This window comes from Cellulomonas sp. KRMCY2 (genome assembly GCF_000526515.1).
GTDB lineage: Bacteria > Actinomycetota > Actinomycetes > Actinomycetales > Cellulomonadaceae > Actinotalea.
Genome location: NZ_JAGF01000001.1, coordinates 4,325,822 through 4,340,210, shown reverse-complemented (window position 1 = coordinate 4,340,210; position 14,389 = coordinate 4,325,822). Strand labels below are relative to the sequence as shown.

General features: G+C 73.0%; 13 protein-coding genes. 6 read left to right on the top strand and 7 right to left on the bottom strand.

From position 1 onward, the window contains the following. Window positions 1–33: 33 nt before the first annotated feature. The 4 genes from K415_RS0120400 to cofE all read left to right on the top strand — a co-directional run bounded on the left by K415_RS0120400 (window position 34) and on the right by cofE (window position 5,349). Complete coding sequence (locus tag K415_RS0120400) at window positions 34–849, top strand: ABC transporter ATP-binding protein (protein WP_051480686.1); 816 nt, start codon at window positions 34–36, stop codon at window positions 847–849. Next, window positions 849–3,425, top strand: coding sequence for an ABC transporter permease (locus K415_RS0120395; RefSeq protein ID WP_024288877.1), 2,577 nt, complete (start codon window positions 849–851; stop codon window positions 3,423–3,425). Before K415_RS0120400 ends, K415_RS0120395 begins: the two co-directional genes overlap by 1 nt. 75 nt (window positions 3,426–3,500) lie before the next feature. Continuing rightward, window positions 3,501–4,505, top strand: a complete 1,005-nt coding sequence (locus K415_RS0120390; protein WP_024288876.1) for a TIGR03557 family F420-dependent LLM class oxidoreductase — start codon at window positions 3,501–3,503, stop codon at window positions 4,503–4,505. A gap of 13 nt (window positions 4,506–4,518) precedes the next feature. Further along, on the top strand, window positions 4,519–5,349 hold the full coding sequence (gene cofE / locus K415_RS0120385; RefSeq protein WP_024288875.1) for a coenzyme F420-0:L-glutamate ligase: 831 nt from the start codon (window positions 4,519–4,521) through the stop codon (window positions 5,347–5,349). Here cofE and K415_RS0120380 read toward each other — a convergent pair. From K415_RS0120380 to K415_RS0120355, 6 genes are all read right to left on the bottom strand, one after another. Further along, window positions 5,321–5,899 (bottom strand): HhH-GPD-type base excision DNA repair protein, encoded by a 579-nt coding sequence (locus tag K415_RS0120380; protein ID WP_024288874.1) that lies wholly within the window; start codon window positions 5,897–5,899, stop codon window positions 5,321–5,323. The two genes, cofE and K415_RS0120380, sit on opposite strands and share 29 nt — an antisense overlap. A gap of 87 nt (window positions 5,900–5,986) precedes the next feature. Further along, window positions 5,987–6,763 carry a putative F420-0 ABC transporter ATP-binding protein gene (locus K415_RS0120375; RefSeq protein ID WP_024288873.1) on the bottom strand — a complete coding sequence of 259 codons (777 nt, stop codon included), beginning with the start codon at window positions 6,761–6,763 and terminating at the stop codon, window positions 5,987–5,989. Beyond that, window positions 6,760–7,842, bottom strand: coding sequence for a putative F420-0 ABC transporter permease subunit (locus K415_RS0120370; protein ID WP_024288872.1), 1,083 nt, complete (start codon window positions 7,840–7,842; stop codon window positions 6,760–6,762). The genes K415_RS0120375 and K415_RS0120370 overlap by 4 nt, the downstream gene beginning before the upstream one ends. Further along, complete coding sequence (locus K415_RS0120365) at window positions 7,839–8,903, bottom strand: putative F420-0 ABC transporter substrate-binding protein (protein ID WP_029664266.1); 1,065 nt, start codon at window positions 8,901–8,903, stop codon at window positions 7,839–7,841. Before K415_RS0120365 ends, K415_RS0120370 begins: the two co-directional genes overlap by 4 nt. Window positions 8,904–9,111: 208 nt before the next feature. Then, the gene (locus K415_RS0120360) at window positions 9,112–9,603 is read right to left on the bottom strand and encodes a YbjQ family protein (protein ID WP_024288870.1); all 492 of its coding nucleotides are present in this window, start codon (window positions 9,601–9,603) and stop codon (window positions 9,112–9,114) included. A gap of 69 nt (window positions 9,604–9,672) precedes the next feature. Beyond that, window positions 9,673–11,322 (bottom strand): tetratricopeptide repeat-containing diguanylate cyclase, encoded by a 1,650-nt coding sequence (locus K415_RS0120355; RefSeq protein WP_024288869.1) that lies wholly within the window; start codon window positions 11,320–11,322, stop codon window positions 9,673–9,675. 179 nt (window positions 11,323–11,501) lie between these two features. Here K415_RS0120355 and K415_RS0120350 point away from each other — a divergent pair, with 179 nt between their 5' ends. Further along, window positions 11,502–12,830 carry an aspartate aminotransferase family protein gene (locus tag K415_RS0120350; protein ID WP_024288868.1) on the top strand — a complete coding sequence of 443 codons (1,329 nt, stop codon included), beginning with the start codon at window positions 11,502–11,504 and terminating at the stop codon, window positions 12,828–12,830. Continuing rightward, entirely contained in the window at window positions 12,827–13,576 is a 750-nt protein-coding gene (locus tag K415_RS0120345; RefSeq protein ID WP_024288867.1) for an SDR family oxidoreductase, read from the top strand. The genes K415_RS0120350 and K415_RS0120345 overlap by 4 nt, the downstream gene beginning before the upstream one ends. A 69-nt stretch (window positions 13,577–13,645) precedes the next feature. Here the strand turns inward: K415_RS0120345 and K415_RS0120340 are convergent, their stop codons facing one another. Beyond that, window positions 13,646–14,359, bottom strand: coding sequence for a TetR/AcrR family transcriptional regulator (locus tag K415_RS0120340; RefSeq protein WP_081785128.1), 714 nt, complete (start codon window positions 14,357–14,359; stop codon window positions 13,646–13,648). Window positions 14,360–14,389: the final 30 nt, after the last annotated feature.

Here is a 14,389-nt window from a genome sequence, read left to right as displayed (position 1 = left end):
GGATCACTCATCGACGACACGAACGGAAGAACCATGCGCGCACTGGCAACCGACCCCGAGGCGAACGGACAGATCGCCTCGGCACGGCACCTGGTCAAGACCTACGGCAAGGGGGAGGCGTCGGTCCGGGCGCTCGACGGTGTGAGCGTCGACTTCGCCCGCGGCGAGCTCACTGCGATCATGGGCCCGTCCGGATCGGGCAAGTCCACCCTGATGCACTGCATGGCGGGCCTGGACACACCGACGGCCGGCACCGTCGTGGTGGACGGCGAGGACGTCGGGTCGATGAACCAGCGTCGCCTGACCCGCCTGCGCCGCACCCGGCTCGGCTTCGTCTTCCAGGCGTTCAACCTCATCCCCACGTTGACGGCCGAGGAGAACATCACCCTGCCGCTCGACATCGCGCGCACCCCGGTGGACCGCGCCTGGTTCGACCTGGTCGTGGACGCCGTCGGGCTGCGTGACCGGCTCGACCACCGCCCGAACGAGCTCTCCGGCGGCCAGCAGCAGCGGGTCGCCTGCGCGCGTGCGCTGGTCTCCCGCCCGGCGGTCGTGTTCGCCGACGAGCCCACCGGCAACCTCGACTCGCACTCGTCCGGCGAGGTGCTCGGCTTCCTGCGCCGCTCGGTCGACGAGCTCGGGCAGTCGGTCGTCATGGTCACGCACGACCCGACGGCCGCCTCGTACGCGCACCGGGTGCTCTTCCTCGCCGACGGCCGTCTGGTCGGGGAGCTCGAGAACCCGACGCCGACCACCGTGCTCGACGCGTTGGCCACCCTGACCCCGGCCCGGTCCGAGGCGCTCCTCGCCGGCCGGTTCGCCTCCTCGACGGTCGAGGTGCGGGTCTGATGGGACGCGTCGCCCTGCGCGGCATCCGGGCCCACCTGGTCCGGTTCGCGCTCTCCCTGCTCGCTGTCGCCCTCGGGGTCTCGTTCGTCGCCGGCACCTTCTCGCTGCGGACGATGCTCTCGTCCACCTTCTCCGACATCGTCGAGTCCACGATGCTCGGCGACGCCTATGTCCGCGGTCTGCCCGAGACGGCGGACGGCGCCGACCAGATGTCCGAGGACTTCAGCCTCGCCGGGGCCCGCGCCCGGGTCCCGTTGGCCCTCGCCGACGAGATCGCGGCGGTCGACGGCGTCGACAAGGTCGTGCCCGACATCAGCGGCTCGGTCATCCTCGTCGGCGCGGACGGCACGGCCGTGATCAACGCCGGGGCGCCCAGCTTCGGCATGGGCTTCGACCCGGCCGATCCGTCGATGGCCCTCTCGGCGGGCCGCGCGCCCGAGCAGCCCGGCGAGGTCGCGCTCGAGGCGGGAACCCTGGAGACCGCCGGGCTCGCCCTCGGTGACACCACGACAGTCATCGTGGGCGGGGAGCTCACGCAGGTCGAGGTGGTCGGCGTCGTGTCCGGGCTGGTGCCGTTCGCCGGGGCCACGATGACCTTTTTCGACCTGGACACGGCGACGGCGGTCTTCGCCCCCGACGGACGGACCACGACGATCGCGGTCTACGCCCAGGACGGCGTCACCGACGCCCATCTGGCGGCGAACCTCGCGCCGGTCGTCGACGGTGGCCAGGTGGAGGTCGTCGAGGGCGAGGTCATGCGCGAGGAGTCGCAGGCCGCCATCGAGGACGCACTCGGCTTCATCAACACCTTCCTGCTGGTCTTCGCGGCGATCTCGCTGTTCGTCGGCGGGTTCATCATCGCCAACACCTTCGCGATGTCGGTCCGCCAGCGCATGCGTGAGCTCGCCCTGCTGCGCGCCGTCGGAGCCTCGCCGCTGCAGGTCTTCGCCTCGGTGATGATCCAGGCGGCCGCCGTCGGGGTGATCGGCTCGCTGCTCGGCGTCGCCGGTGGCCTCGGCCTGGTCTCGATCCTCCGGGTGGTCTTCGAGCAGATGGGGATGGACCTGGGGTCCACGATCCCGCTCGAGACGCAGACGGTTGTCGTCTCGGTCCTGATCGGCACGGTGGTCTCGGTGGTCTCGGCCGCGATGCCCGCCCGGCGCGCAGCCCTCGTCCCACCGGTCGAGGCCATGCGTGACGACGCGCCGGAGGTCGAGCAGTCGCTGCGGACCCGAGCCGTCGTCGGACTGCTCCTGCTCGTCGGTGGCGCCGCCGCGGTGGCCTTCGCCGCCCTCGCGCCGGACACCGTCACCTGGGCCCAGGACAACGGTGGGACGCTGCTCGGGGTCGGTGCGGCGGCCGTGATCATCGGCATGCTGGCGGTCTCACCGCTCGTCGCCAGGGCGACCCTCGGGATCGTGGCTGCGCCGTTCGTCCGGGGGCTCAAGCCGATCGGCACCCTGGCCCGCGGCAACGTGACGCGCAACCCGCGGCGCACCGCGAGCACGGCGGGGGCCCTGATGATCGGGATGGCGCTGGTCGGCGCAGCATCCGTGCTCGCCGCCTCGACCCAGGCCTCGACGGCCTCGATCGTCGCCGACGAGTTCACCGGTGACCTGATCGTCCAGTCGGCCACCTTCGACGTGCCGCGGGAGGCCGTGGACGCCATGGCGGAGGTCGACGGTGTCGCGACGGTGGACGCCCTGACCTACGCCCAGGTGCAGGTCGCCACGGGCGACGGCGCGGCCGAGCGGACCTCGGTCGTCGGTGTCGACCCGGTGGCCTTCGACCGGGTGATGGACGTCGTCGTGGTGAGCGGTGACCTCGACTCCTTGGGGGCCGGTGACCTGGCCGTCCAGAAGTCCGCGGCGCAGGACAACGACTGGGCGGTCGGTGACGAGCTCACGGTCAGCTCCGACGGGGCGAGCGTGACTGCCCGGATCGGTGCGGTCATCGACGCCAGGGCCATCGGGACTGCCGTGGTCCTGCCGTCGACGGTCTACGACCAGGTCGTCCCGCCGACCGGCGGGGTGATCGACACCGTGATGATCAACGGCGCCGACGGCGTCGACCTCGAGGTCGTGCGCGCCGACCTGCTCGAGGTCGTCAAGCCCTACGTCGTCCTGTCGGTGCTCGACGCGGCGGACTTCGCCTCGCAGCTCGCCGACCAGGTCAACCAGGTCCTGACGATCCTGTACGCGCTGCTCGGCCTGTCGATCGTCATCGCGGTCCTCGGCATCGTCAACACCCTGGCGCTGTCGGTGATCGAGCGGACCCGGGAGATCGGGCTGCTGCGGGCCGTCGGCCTGGGGCGGCTCCAGCTGGCCGGGACGGTGACCATCGAGTCGGTGCTCACGGCTGTCTTCGGCACGGTGCTCGGGATCGCGGTCGGCGTCGGGCTCGCCTCGGCGATGCCTGCGGTCTTCGCCGACGAGGGGCTGAGCATCCTGGCGATCCCGTGGACCAGCCTCGGCGTGATGCTCGCGCTCGCGGTCGTCGTCGGTGTGCTGGCTGCCGTGTGGCCCGCGATCCGCGCGGCGCGGCTCCCGGTGCTGGACGCCGTCTCCTACGAGTGAGGTCCGCCGCGTAGGGTCGTCACCGGGTCCGGGAACGTCCGGACCCGGTGACGGCGCGCGACGACGGAGGAGCACATGGGCGACGGCCTGACCATCGGGTACGCGGCGATGCTCGAGCAGTTCCACCCGACCGAGGTGATCGAGCTCTCGGTGCTCGCCGAGGCCAACGGCTTCTCCGGTGTGATGGCTGCCGACCACTTCCAGCCGTGGGTCCCGCAGCAGGGTCAGTCGGCCTTCGTGTGGAACGTCCTGGCGGCGCTGGGCGAGCGCACGACGGGCGACATCGGGCCGGGCGTCACAGCGCCCACCTTCCGCTGGCACCCCGCGATGGTCGCGCAGGCCTCGGCGACCCTCGCGGCGATGTACCCCGGTCGGCACTGGCTCGGGCTCGGCTCGGGCGAGGCGCTCAACGAGCACGTCGTGGCCGGCTACTGGCCCGAGGCCCCGGAGCGGATCAACCGGATGTTCGAGGCCATCGACATCATCACCAAGCTGTTCCAGTCCGGCCTGACCGGCAAGGACGTCAAGCACTCGGGCACCTTCTACAAGATGGAGTCGACCCGGCTGTGGACCATGCCGCCGGTCGCCCCCGAGATCCTGGTGGCCACGGCCGGCCCGGTCACCGCCAAGCGCGCCGGTCGGCATGCGGACGGCCTGATCACGGTGGGGGCGCCGCTGGAGAAGATCTCCGGGCTGTTCGCCAGGTTCGAGGAGGGCGCTCGTGAGGCGGGCAAGGACCCGTCGACGATGCCCAAGGTGCTCCAGGTGCACATGTCCTGGGCCGACACCGACGAGCAGGCCATGGTCAACGCGATGACCGAGTGGCCCAACGGCGGCATGCGGTTCCCCAAGGCCGACATCCGTTCGCCCTACGACTTCGAGCAGATGGCCAAGCTCGTCCGGCCGGAGGACTTCGCGGGCCGCATGGTCGTCTCCGCCGACCCGGACGCCCACCGGGCGGCGATCCAGAAGTACCTCGACCTCGGGTTCGACCGGGTCTACCTGCACAACGTCGGGCGCAACCAGCGCGAGTGGATCGAGGTCTTCGGCCGCGACGTGCTGCCTGCGCTGCACCGATGAGCCGGTCCGCCCGATGACCGAGGCGATCGAGCCCCTGGTCGTCATCGGTCTGGACGGCCTGCCGGAGGTCCGGCCCGGCGACGACCTGGTCGCCCTGGTGGGAGCGGCGGTGCAGGGCCTGGCCTGGCCGGACGGCAGCGGTGGCCTGGCCGACGGCGACGTCGTGGTCGTGACGAGCAAGGTCGTGTCGAAGGCCGAGGGGCGCGTGCTGACCGCCGCCGACCGCGAGCAGGCGATCACTCAGGAGACCGTGCGGGTCGTGGCGACCCGTATCCACCCGGCAGGGGTGCTCCGGATCGTGGAGAACCGCCAGGGCCTGGTGATGGCGGCGGCCGGCGTCGACGCCTCGAACACACCGGAGGGCACCGTGCTGCTGCTCCCGGCGGACCCTGACTCCTCGGCCCGTGGGCTCCGCCGCGGTCTGCAGGCCTCGTCCGGGGTGCGCATCGGCGTCCTGGTGACGGACACCGCCGGTCGGGCCTGGCGGCAGGGGCTGACCGACCTTGCGATCGGTGCTGCCGGCGTCGTCGTGCTGGAGGACCTGCGGGGTCGCAGCGACAGCCACGGGCGGCGGCTGGACTCGACGATCACGGCCGTGGCCGACGAGATCGCGGCGGCGACCGAGCTGGTCACCGGCAAGATGACGGGCCGGCCGGTCGCCGTCGTGCGGGGGATGCGTCGGTACGTGCTGGCCCTCGACGACGACGGCGACGGCGCACGCAGCGTGGTCCGGCCGGCCGACGAGGACCTGTTCGCCGAGGGCACCGCCGAGGCCTACGCCCGCGGTCTGGCCGACGGGCGGGGCGCCGGACCGATCAGTGGCCGGCCTTCGCCGCTGCCTTGAGGGCCTTCTTGGTCTCGCGGACCTGCGCGAGGGAGTCGGCGTCCGTGACATCGGCGATCGAGCGTCGGGCGCCGTCCGCCCCGTAGTCACCGGCGGCCTCGCGCCAGCCCGCCGGCGCCACCCCGCGCTGCTTGCCGAGCAGGGCGAGGAAGATCCTGGCCTTCTGGGCCCCGAAGCCGGGCAGGGCCTCGAGCCGGCGCAGGACCTCCGGACCGTCCGGTCCGCCGTCGGTCCACAGCCGGGCGGCGTCACCGCCGTACGTCTGGACGACGGCGCGGGCGACGGCCTGGATGCGCTCCGCCATCGATCCCGGGTACCGGTGCACGGCCGGTGGCGTGGCGCACAGCGCGGCGAAGGCGTGCGGGTCGGCGTCGGCGATGCGCCGCGGGTCGAGCCCGCCCATCCGTTCGGCGATCTTGCGCGGGCCGGCGAAGGCGGTCTCCATGGGTACCTGCTGGTCCAGGAGCATGCCGACGAGGAGGGCGAAGGGGTCCGACTCGAGCAGCCGGTCGGCCGCCGGGTCCCCGGTGAGCCACAGGGCGGGTGTCATCGCTCCATGGTGCCAGCGTTGTCCGACGACCTCGCGGTGAGGTCCGGTCAGGCCCGTGCCGCGACGGTCAGGCCCGTGCCGCGACGGTCAGGCCCGTGGCGCGAAGGTCAGCACGGGCCGGCCGGTCTCCGGGTGCGTCATGACGAGGCAGCGCACGCGGTAGACCGGTTCGAGGACCTCCGGGCGCAGCACCTCGGCGACCGGGCCGGTCGCCACCACGCGCCCGGCGTCGAGCAGCACCAGGTGGTCGCAGGCGGCGGCGGCGAGGTTCAGGTCGTGCAGCGCGGCGAGCACCGTGACGCCCCGTGCGGTCAGCCCGCGCACGACGTCCAGGGTGTCGAGCTGGGCGTGCACGTCCAGGTGGTTGGTCGGCTCGTCGAGGAGCAGCAGGTCCGGGTCCTGTGCCAGGGCGCGGGCCAGGTGGACGCGTTGCCGCTCGCCGCCGGACAGCGTCCCGAGCAGTCGGTCGGCGAATTCCACGACCCCCGCCTCGGCGAGCGCCGCGTCGGCCACTGCCTCGTCGTGCGCGGTCAGCCCGCCCCACCGCGACCCGTGCGGCGTGCGTCCGAGCAGCACGGCGTCGCGGACGGTGAGCGGCACCTGCGAGGCGGAGTCCTGCTCGACCAGGGCGACCCGACGGGCGCGCTCGCGGCGCGGCAGTGCGAGGAGGTCGTCGCCGTCGAGCAGCGCGCGCCCGGCGTCGGGGCGCAGGACGCCTGCGATCAGCCGCAGCAGGGTCGACTTGCCTGCGCCGTTGGGGCCGAGCAGTCCGGTCAGCCCGCGACGCGGCGGGGTGCAGTCGACGCCGCCGAGGATGACGCGTCCCTCGACCGACCAGGCCAGGTGGTCGAGCCGGAGGCTCATGCCAGGCCCTCGCTCGCGCTGCGCCGCCGCCACAGGATCAGCGCGAACACCGGCGCGCCGAGGAACGCCGTGACGATCCCGACGGGCAGCTCGCGAGGCTCGAACAGCGTGCGTGCCGCGGCGTCCGCCCACACCAGGAAGCTCGCGCCGGCCAGCGCGGCGATCGGCAGCAGACGGCGGTGCGCCGCACCGACGACCAGCCGGACGGCGTGCGGCAGGATCAGGCCGACGAACCCGATCGACCCGCTGACTGCGACGAGCGCGCCGGTGAGCAGGGCCACCACAGTCAGCAGGGTCCAGCGGGTCCGCGGCACGTCGATGCCGAGGGTCGCGGCTGCGGTGTCCCCGAAGGCGAACGCGTCGAGCGTGCGCCCGGTCATGGTCAGCAGCGTGCCGAGAACGAGCACCGCACCGCCGGCGATCGCCACCGCCGTCCAGCCCGCACCGGCGAGCGAGCCCATCAGCCACGCGAGGATCTCGCGGTAGGAGTCGCCGGTCGCCGACCAGAAGATCACGAACGACGTCCCTGCGGCGCACAGCTGGGCGACGGCGAGGCCGGCCAGGACGGTGCGGGCGGGGGTGATCGTGCCGAGCGACCCGGCGAGGCCGAGCGCCGCGGCGAGGGCCAGCACGGCGCCGGCGAACGCGGCGACCGGGAGCAGGACCGTGACACCGAGCACGAGGACCGCGACCGCGCCGAGCGATGCGCCCGACGACAGGCCGAGCAGGTACGGGTCGGCCAACGGGTTCCGGGTCAGGCTCTGCATCACCGCGCCGGCCACGGCCAGGCCGGCCCCGACGGCCGCGGCGGTCAGCACGCGCGGCAGCCGGAGATCCCACACGATGCCGTCGAGCAGCAACCCGAGGGGCGGGGCGTCGGTGCGCCCCGTGAGGAGCCCATCGAGGTGGTGGCCGACCGACTGCCACACGTCCACCGCGGCGATCCCGGCCGGACCGACAGTGACCGCGAACGTCACCGACGCGACCAGGACGGCGGTCGCCACGACGAGCGCGGCCGACGTGGTCACGGGCCGCTGCGCGCGGCCGGTGCCGGCCTCCTCGGACGCGCGACCTGTCATCCGGTCACGTCGAGCGCTGCGAGCTGCTCGGCGAGGTCGAGCGCAGCGGGCACGTTCCGGACGCCTGCCTCGGACGCCGCGAACGGCACCACGAGGTAGCGCTCCGCGCGGACGGCAGTGAGGTTCGCTGTCGCCGGGTTCGTCGCGAGGAGCTCCTTCTTCTGCTCGGCCGTGTTCCACGCGGCGTCGACGAGCACGATCACGTCCGGGTCGTCCTGGGCGACCTGCTCCCAGCTGAAGGACGCCCAGGTGTCGGCGACACCTTCGGCGATGTTGGTCAGCCCGACGGCCGACATGATCATCTGCGGCGCCCCGATGCCGGCGCCGACGTACGGGACGTCCGTGCCGGAGGAGTACCACAGAGCCGTCCGACCGCTGTCGTCCGGGGCCAGCGCGTCGAGGGCGGCCTGCTGCTCGGCCACCAGCTCCGTCGCGGCCTCGGGTACGCCGAGCAGGGCTGCGACCTCACCGATCTCGTCGAAGACCTCGTCGAAGGTCAGGTGGTCCGGCTGGTAGGCCGGGTCCTTGCAGGCCGACGGGGCGACGTACGTCGCGACGCCGAGCCCGGCGAGGGTCGCACGGTCACCGGCGCCCTCGGCCGTGAGGTTCGACTCCCACCCGGCGTAGACCAGGTCCGGCTCGGCCTGCAGAACGACCTCCGCGGCCGGGACGCGGTCGGACAGCAGCGGGAGGTCCGCGGCCGCGTCGGCGTACTCCTCGGGCACGGGCCCGTCGGGGAAGCCGGTGCCGACGATGCGGTCACCCACGCCGAGGGCAAGGAGCATCTCGGTCGCGCTCGACTTGATGGTCACGACCCGCTGCGGCGCGGCGTCGACAGTCACCGGCACGCCGCAGTTGTCGATGGTGAGCGGGAACGCAGCGGGTTCGGGTGACGGCTCCGCCGCGGCCGTCGCCTGGTCCGCCGCACCGGTCGCGTCGTCCTGCGCCGGTGCGGCCACGGCGGTGCACCCGCTGAGCAGCAGGGCGAGACCGAGTCCCGGCACGGCGAGCCGAACGGGTCGACGGCGGACGGTGCGAGGGGGCTGACGGTGCTGGGACATGGGGACTCCGGAAGGCAGCGACGAGTGGGGTGCGGTGCGGTGCACGGCCGGCCCAGCTGCCGACCACGGATCGCGGCCCAGATCGAGGCCGGTCGACCGGGCCATCGTGGGCCCAGGATCCGTCCGCAAGCCTACGCGAGGACGCAGGGCCCCGGCGTCGGCCGGGTGCACCCGGTGGCGGGACGCGCCACCGGTCGGACGGCCCGTCTCAGCGGTGCATGCCCGGGGTGATCGGCGGCATCGGCGGCATCGGCGGGGACAACGGTACGGAGGGCAGCGGCGGCGTCGCACCACCGGCCGGCTGGGCATAGGGCGTGTCGTCCGCTGCGCCGACGCGGGCGAAGTGCGCCGACTGGTCGGTCGCGCCGGGCTCGCCCGCCGGGATCGGCTCGACGATCGCCGCCGTCCCGTACGCGCACACCTCGGTGAAGGCGCTGCCGATCGAGCCGTTGTCGAAGCGCATCGCGATGATCGCGTTGGCCCCCCGTGCCGCGGCGTCGGCCACCATCCGGTGCATGACCTCCTGGCGGCTCTGGTGGACGACCTGCGTGTACTCGGTGATCTCGCCGCCCGCCATGGCGCGGAACCCGGCGGTGAAGTTCGCCCCCATGTTCGCCGAGCGGACGGTCAGTCCCATCACCTCGCCGAGGATGGCTTCGACGCGGTATCCCGGAATGTCATTGGTGGTCACGACGATCATGCGCTGATGCTCGCACACGCATCGGCCACGGATGACGGGACGGCCCGTCGCCGGGCGACCACGCCCGGGTCAGAGGTTCAGACGCACCTGGTCGCGGCCCTGGGCCTTGGCCTCGTACAGCGCCCTGTCCGCCCGTCCGAGGAGCGCGTCGACCGAGCAGCCCGAGGCGCCCATCGTCAGGCCGATGCTGACGGTCAGGCCCGAGCCGGGGATCAGGTCCGCCCAGTCGAGCGCAGCGACCGCCGCGCGGATCCGCTCGCAGGTGTCGTGCGCCACGGTCGCGTCGGGTGCGTCGAGGAGCAGGCCGAACTCCTCGCCGCCGTACCGCGCTGCGAGGTCGCTCGACCGCACGGCCTCGCCCAGCAGCGAGCCCAGCCGGGTCAGCACGTGATCGCCCACCTGGTGCGACCAGTGGTCGTTGACGTGCTTGAAGTGGTCGATGTCGACGAGGGCGAAGGCGAACGGTCCGGGATGATCGCCGACCCACTGCGCCAGGGCGGTGTCGAGGGCACGGCGGTTCGGCAGCCCGGTCAGGGCGTCGTGCGTCGCCTCGTGCGTGAGCCGGGTGTTGTGCTGCTCGAGGGCGAGGGAGCGGCGCCGTTCGGCCGCGGCGATCCGCTCGGCGCGCTCGACCTCGAGCCGCGAGCTGAGCAGCACCGCACGGCGTTCCGCGACGGCCCGGCTCTGCTGGATCGTCAGGTCGTACACCTCGTGCAGGGTGCGCAGCGCCGCGATCGGGTCGCCGCACCCCTCGTGGGCCGCGACGAGGGTCCGCAGCAGCTCGAGCCGCTCGCCCGGTCGGGCGAGCTCCTCGCACAGGTCGAGCCCGTCGCACACCTCGAGCACGGCCTCGTCGTGCCGGCCGGTCCGCACGAGCCAGCCCGCCCGGACCCGGTGCAGTGTGAGCTGCTGGCGGGCCGTGGGGAACCTCGCGAGCATCGCGCGGGTGGCCTCCAGGACCGTCCCGGCGGCGTCGAGGTCGTTGGCGACGAGGTGCGCTCCGACGACGGCGAGACGGGCGTCGACCCCGGTCCGGCTCAGGCCTGCGGCATCGGACTCCTCGACCGCTTGCTGCGCGATGCCGAGCGCGTGCCGTGCCGCAGTCAGCGCACCTCTGGGGTTGGTCTCCGCGAGGTAGCCGCTCGTCGCCACGTAGGCCTTCGCCAGTCCGGTCAGGGCGATCGACGCATGGTCGGTGTCGCCCGCGGTAAGCCACAGGCGACGGGCGTCGGTGAGCACCCGAGCAGCCTGCGGGGCGAACTGCCTCATCCCGGTGTAGACGGTCCCCAGGTTGTTGAGGATCTCGGCGGTGCCGAGCACGTCGCCGGCCTCCTGGCGCAGGTCGAGCGCGCGAACCAGGAGGTCGACGGCATCCTCGATGTCGCCGACCTCATGGTGGACCAGGCCGCGGCAGGCGAGCGCGCGGGACTGCCAGACGAGCTCTCCGCGCTCGCGGGCGAGGTGCTCGGTGCGGCCTGCGGCCTCGAGGGCAGGGCCGTCCTCGCCGAGGAGGTGGTGCGCGAAGGCGGCGAAGTACGACAGGCGCATCTCGGCGTCCTCGTCGGCGAGGGCGCGCGCGAGGGTGATCGCCTCGACCGAGCGTCGCACGCACGCGCGCGCGTCGGAGTCCCGGAGGAACTCCATCTCTTCGACGAGTGCATCCCAGTCGGGCGCGACGGTGCTCACGGCAGGCAGGGTGTGCTCGACGACTGCGGACACCCAGATCCACCTCCCTGCCGCGGTGCGCCCACGGCGGCGCGTCAGCACCGTCGCTCTGCCCATCGGCTCCCGAGCGACGGAGATGAGCCGCGGCGGTCGCGCCGATGCTCGCACACGCACCGGCCTAGGGTGGTGGGATCGCCCACCGCGACCGTGGGCACGACGAGAAGGGTGTCCCGATGCCCTCGGAACCGAACGCGCAGGATCTCCTGGCCCTCCGGCTGGACCGTGCCCACGTCTTCCACTCCTGGTCCGCGCAGGGCTCGCTCGCCCCCCTCGTCCTGGCCGGCGGTCTCGGCAGCGAGGTGTGGGACGACGCGGGGCGCCGGTACCTGGACTTCTCCAGCCAGCTGGTCAACGTCAACATCGGGCACCAGCACCCGCGGGTCGTCGAGGCGATCCGCGCTCAGGCCGAGGCGATGACGACTGTCGCGCCAGGCCACGCCCACCTGGTCCGCGGTCAGGCCGCCCGGGCGATCGCGGCGCTCGCGCCGGACGGGATGCGCAAGGTCTTCTTCACCAACGGCGGGGCCGACGCCAACGAGAACGCGATGCGGATGGCGCGGCTGCACACCGGCCGGGACAAGGTCCTGTCCACCTACCGGTCGTACCACGGCAACACCGGCGCGGCGATCGTCGCGACGGGGGACTGGCGGCGGGTGCCCAACGAGTTCGCCCGCGGCCACGTGCACTTCTTCGGGCCCTACCTGTACCGCACCGAGTTCTGGGCGACCTCGCCCGAGCAGGAGACCGAGCGTGCGCTCTACCACCTGCACCGGGTGATCGAGGCGGAGGGGCCGGCGTCGATCGCTGCGATCCTGCTCGAGACGGTCGTCGGCACCGGCGGCGTCCTCGTCCCGCCACCCGGCTACCTGCCCGGCGTCCGGGCGCTGGCCGACCGGTACGGGATCGTGCTGATCCTGGACGAGGTGATGGCCGGCTTCGGCCGGACGGGCTCCTGGTTCGCGTTCGACCAGTTCGACGTCGTGCCGGACCTGGTCACGTTCGCCAAGGGGGTCAACTCGGGCTACGTGCCGACCGGCGGCGTGCTGATCTCGGACGAGATCGCCGCGACGTTCGACGAGCGGGTGTTCCCGGGCGGGCTGACCTACTCCGGGCACCCGTTGGCGATGGCGTCGATCGTCGCGACGCTGGACGCGATGGACAGCGAGGGCATCGTCGAGAACGCGGCCCGGATCGGTGCGACGGTGCTCGGTCCCGGACTCGCCGAGCTGGCCGAGCGGCACCCGGTCGTGGGGGAGGTCCGTGGTCTCGGCGTGTTCTGGGCGCTCGAGCTCGTCGCCGACGCCACGACCCGTGAGCCGGTCTCCGCGGCGGTGATGGGTCGTCTGAAGTCCGACCTGCTCGGCCGTGGCCTCCTGCCGTTCCTCGCGGACAACCGGATCCACGTGGTCCCGCCGTGCGTCGTGACCCAGGACGAGGTCCAGCGGGCCCTGCACATCTACGACGAGGCACTGACGACGCTCGACAAGGAGATCTCGACGTGACAGGACCGCTGCGCGCCGTCGTGACCGGTGCATCCTCGGGTATCGGTGCGGCGACCGTGCGACTGCTGCGCGCTCGGGGCTGGGACGTCGTCGCGGTCGCCCGCCGGGCCGACCGTCTGGCACGGCTCGCGGCCGAGACCGGCGCCGTGCCGCTGGTCGCGGACGTGACGTCCGGCGACGACGTCGCCCTCCTCGCGCACGAGGTCACGGCCGGCGGTCCCGTGCACGCCCTGGTCAACAACGCCGGTGGTGCCGTCGGCGCCGACCCGGTCGCCTCGGGCAGCGTGGCGCGCTGGCGGTCCATGTTCGAGGTCAACGTCCTGGGCACGTTGCGCGTCACCCAGGCCCTGCTGCCGGCGCTGACGGCCTCGGGTCGAGGTGACATCGTCGTGCTCACCTCGACCGCGGCGCACGGCACCTATCCCGGCGGCGGCGGGTACGTCGCCGCCAAGCACGCCGAGCGGACGATCGCGAGCACGCTGCGGCTCGAGCTCGTCGGGCAGCCGGTCCGGGTGATCGAGATCGCCCCCGGCATGGTGCGCACCGAGGAGTTCTCGGTGCGGCGGTTCGACGGCGACCAGGCGAAGGCGGACGCCGTGTATGCCGGGGTCGCCGAGCCGCTGGTCGCCGAGGACGTCGCCGATGCGATCGTCTGGTGCCTGACCCGACCGCACCATGTGAACATCGACTCGATGGTCATCCGGCCACGCGCCCAGGTGTCGAACACCCAGGTGGCCCGCGGCTGACGGCCGACCCGGGCGAAGCCCTCCCAGCCGGTCGGGTGGTGCTCCTTCCGTCAGGTGCTGCTCGGTCCGTCAGGCCTCGGCCGGCGAGCGCAGCACCGGTGTGCGACGACGCCCGCTCACGGCCGCGGCCAGGATCGCCTCGATCGCGAAGGCCGTGTGCCGGGCGAGGTCGACGTTGTCACGGTCGAGCAGCCACTGGACCTGAAGGCCGTCCATCACGGCGAGCACGGAGGCGGCCGCGGCGTCGAGGTCGCCGCTGCTGGGCGGGTCGGCGGGGTCGCACACCTCGGTCAGGGCGGTCCTGACCTGGTCGCGCAGCACGGTGTACCGCATCCGGAACCAGGCCTGGCCGGGGTGGTTCTCGGTCACTGCCTCGGCTGAGAGAACGGCGTAGGTCGCCACGATCCCCGGGCGCTCGGCGTTGAGGCGGGCCGTCTTGACCAGGTGCTCGAAGAGCCCGAGCCCGCCGGGCACCTGCTGGCCCTCGAGGTGCTCGACGTCGGTGCGGTCGCGGTACTCGAGGACCTCGAGCAGCAGCTGGTCCTTGCTGCCGAAGTGGTGCAGGACGCCGGCGTGCGTGATGCCCACCTGGTCGGCGACCTCGGTGAGCGAGCCGTTGTAGTAGCCCTTGGCCCCGAACGTGGTCATCGCCGCCTGCAGGATCGCCTCGCGGCGGGCCGCGGTCTCGGCGCGCGGCTTGCGGCTTCGGCGGTGGGTGGGCGGCTCCGGGCTCGGTCGGACGTCGGCTGTGCCCTCGCGGTGCGTCGTCACATCCGTAACCATACTGTGATCTTAGACCTTACTGACCTGTAA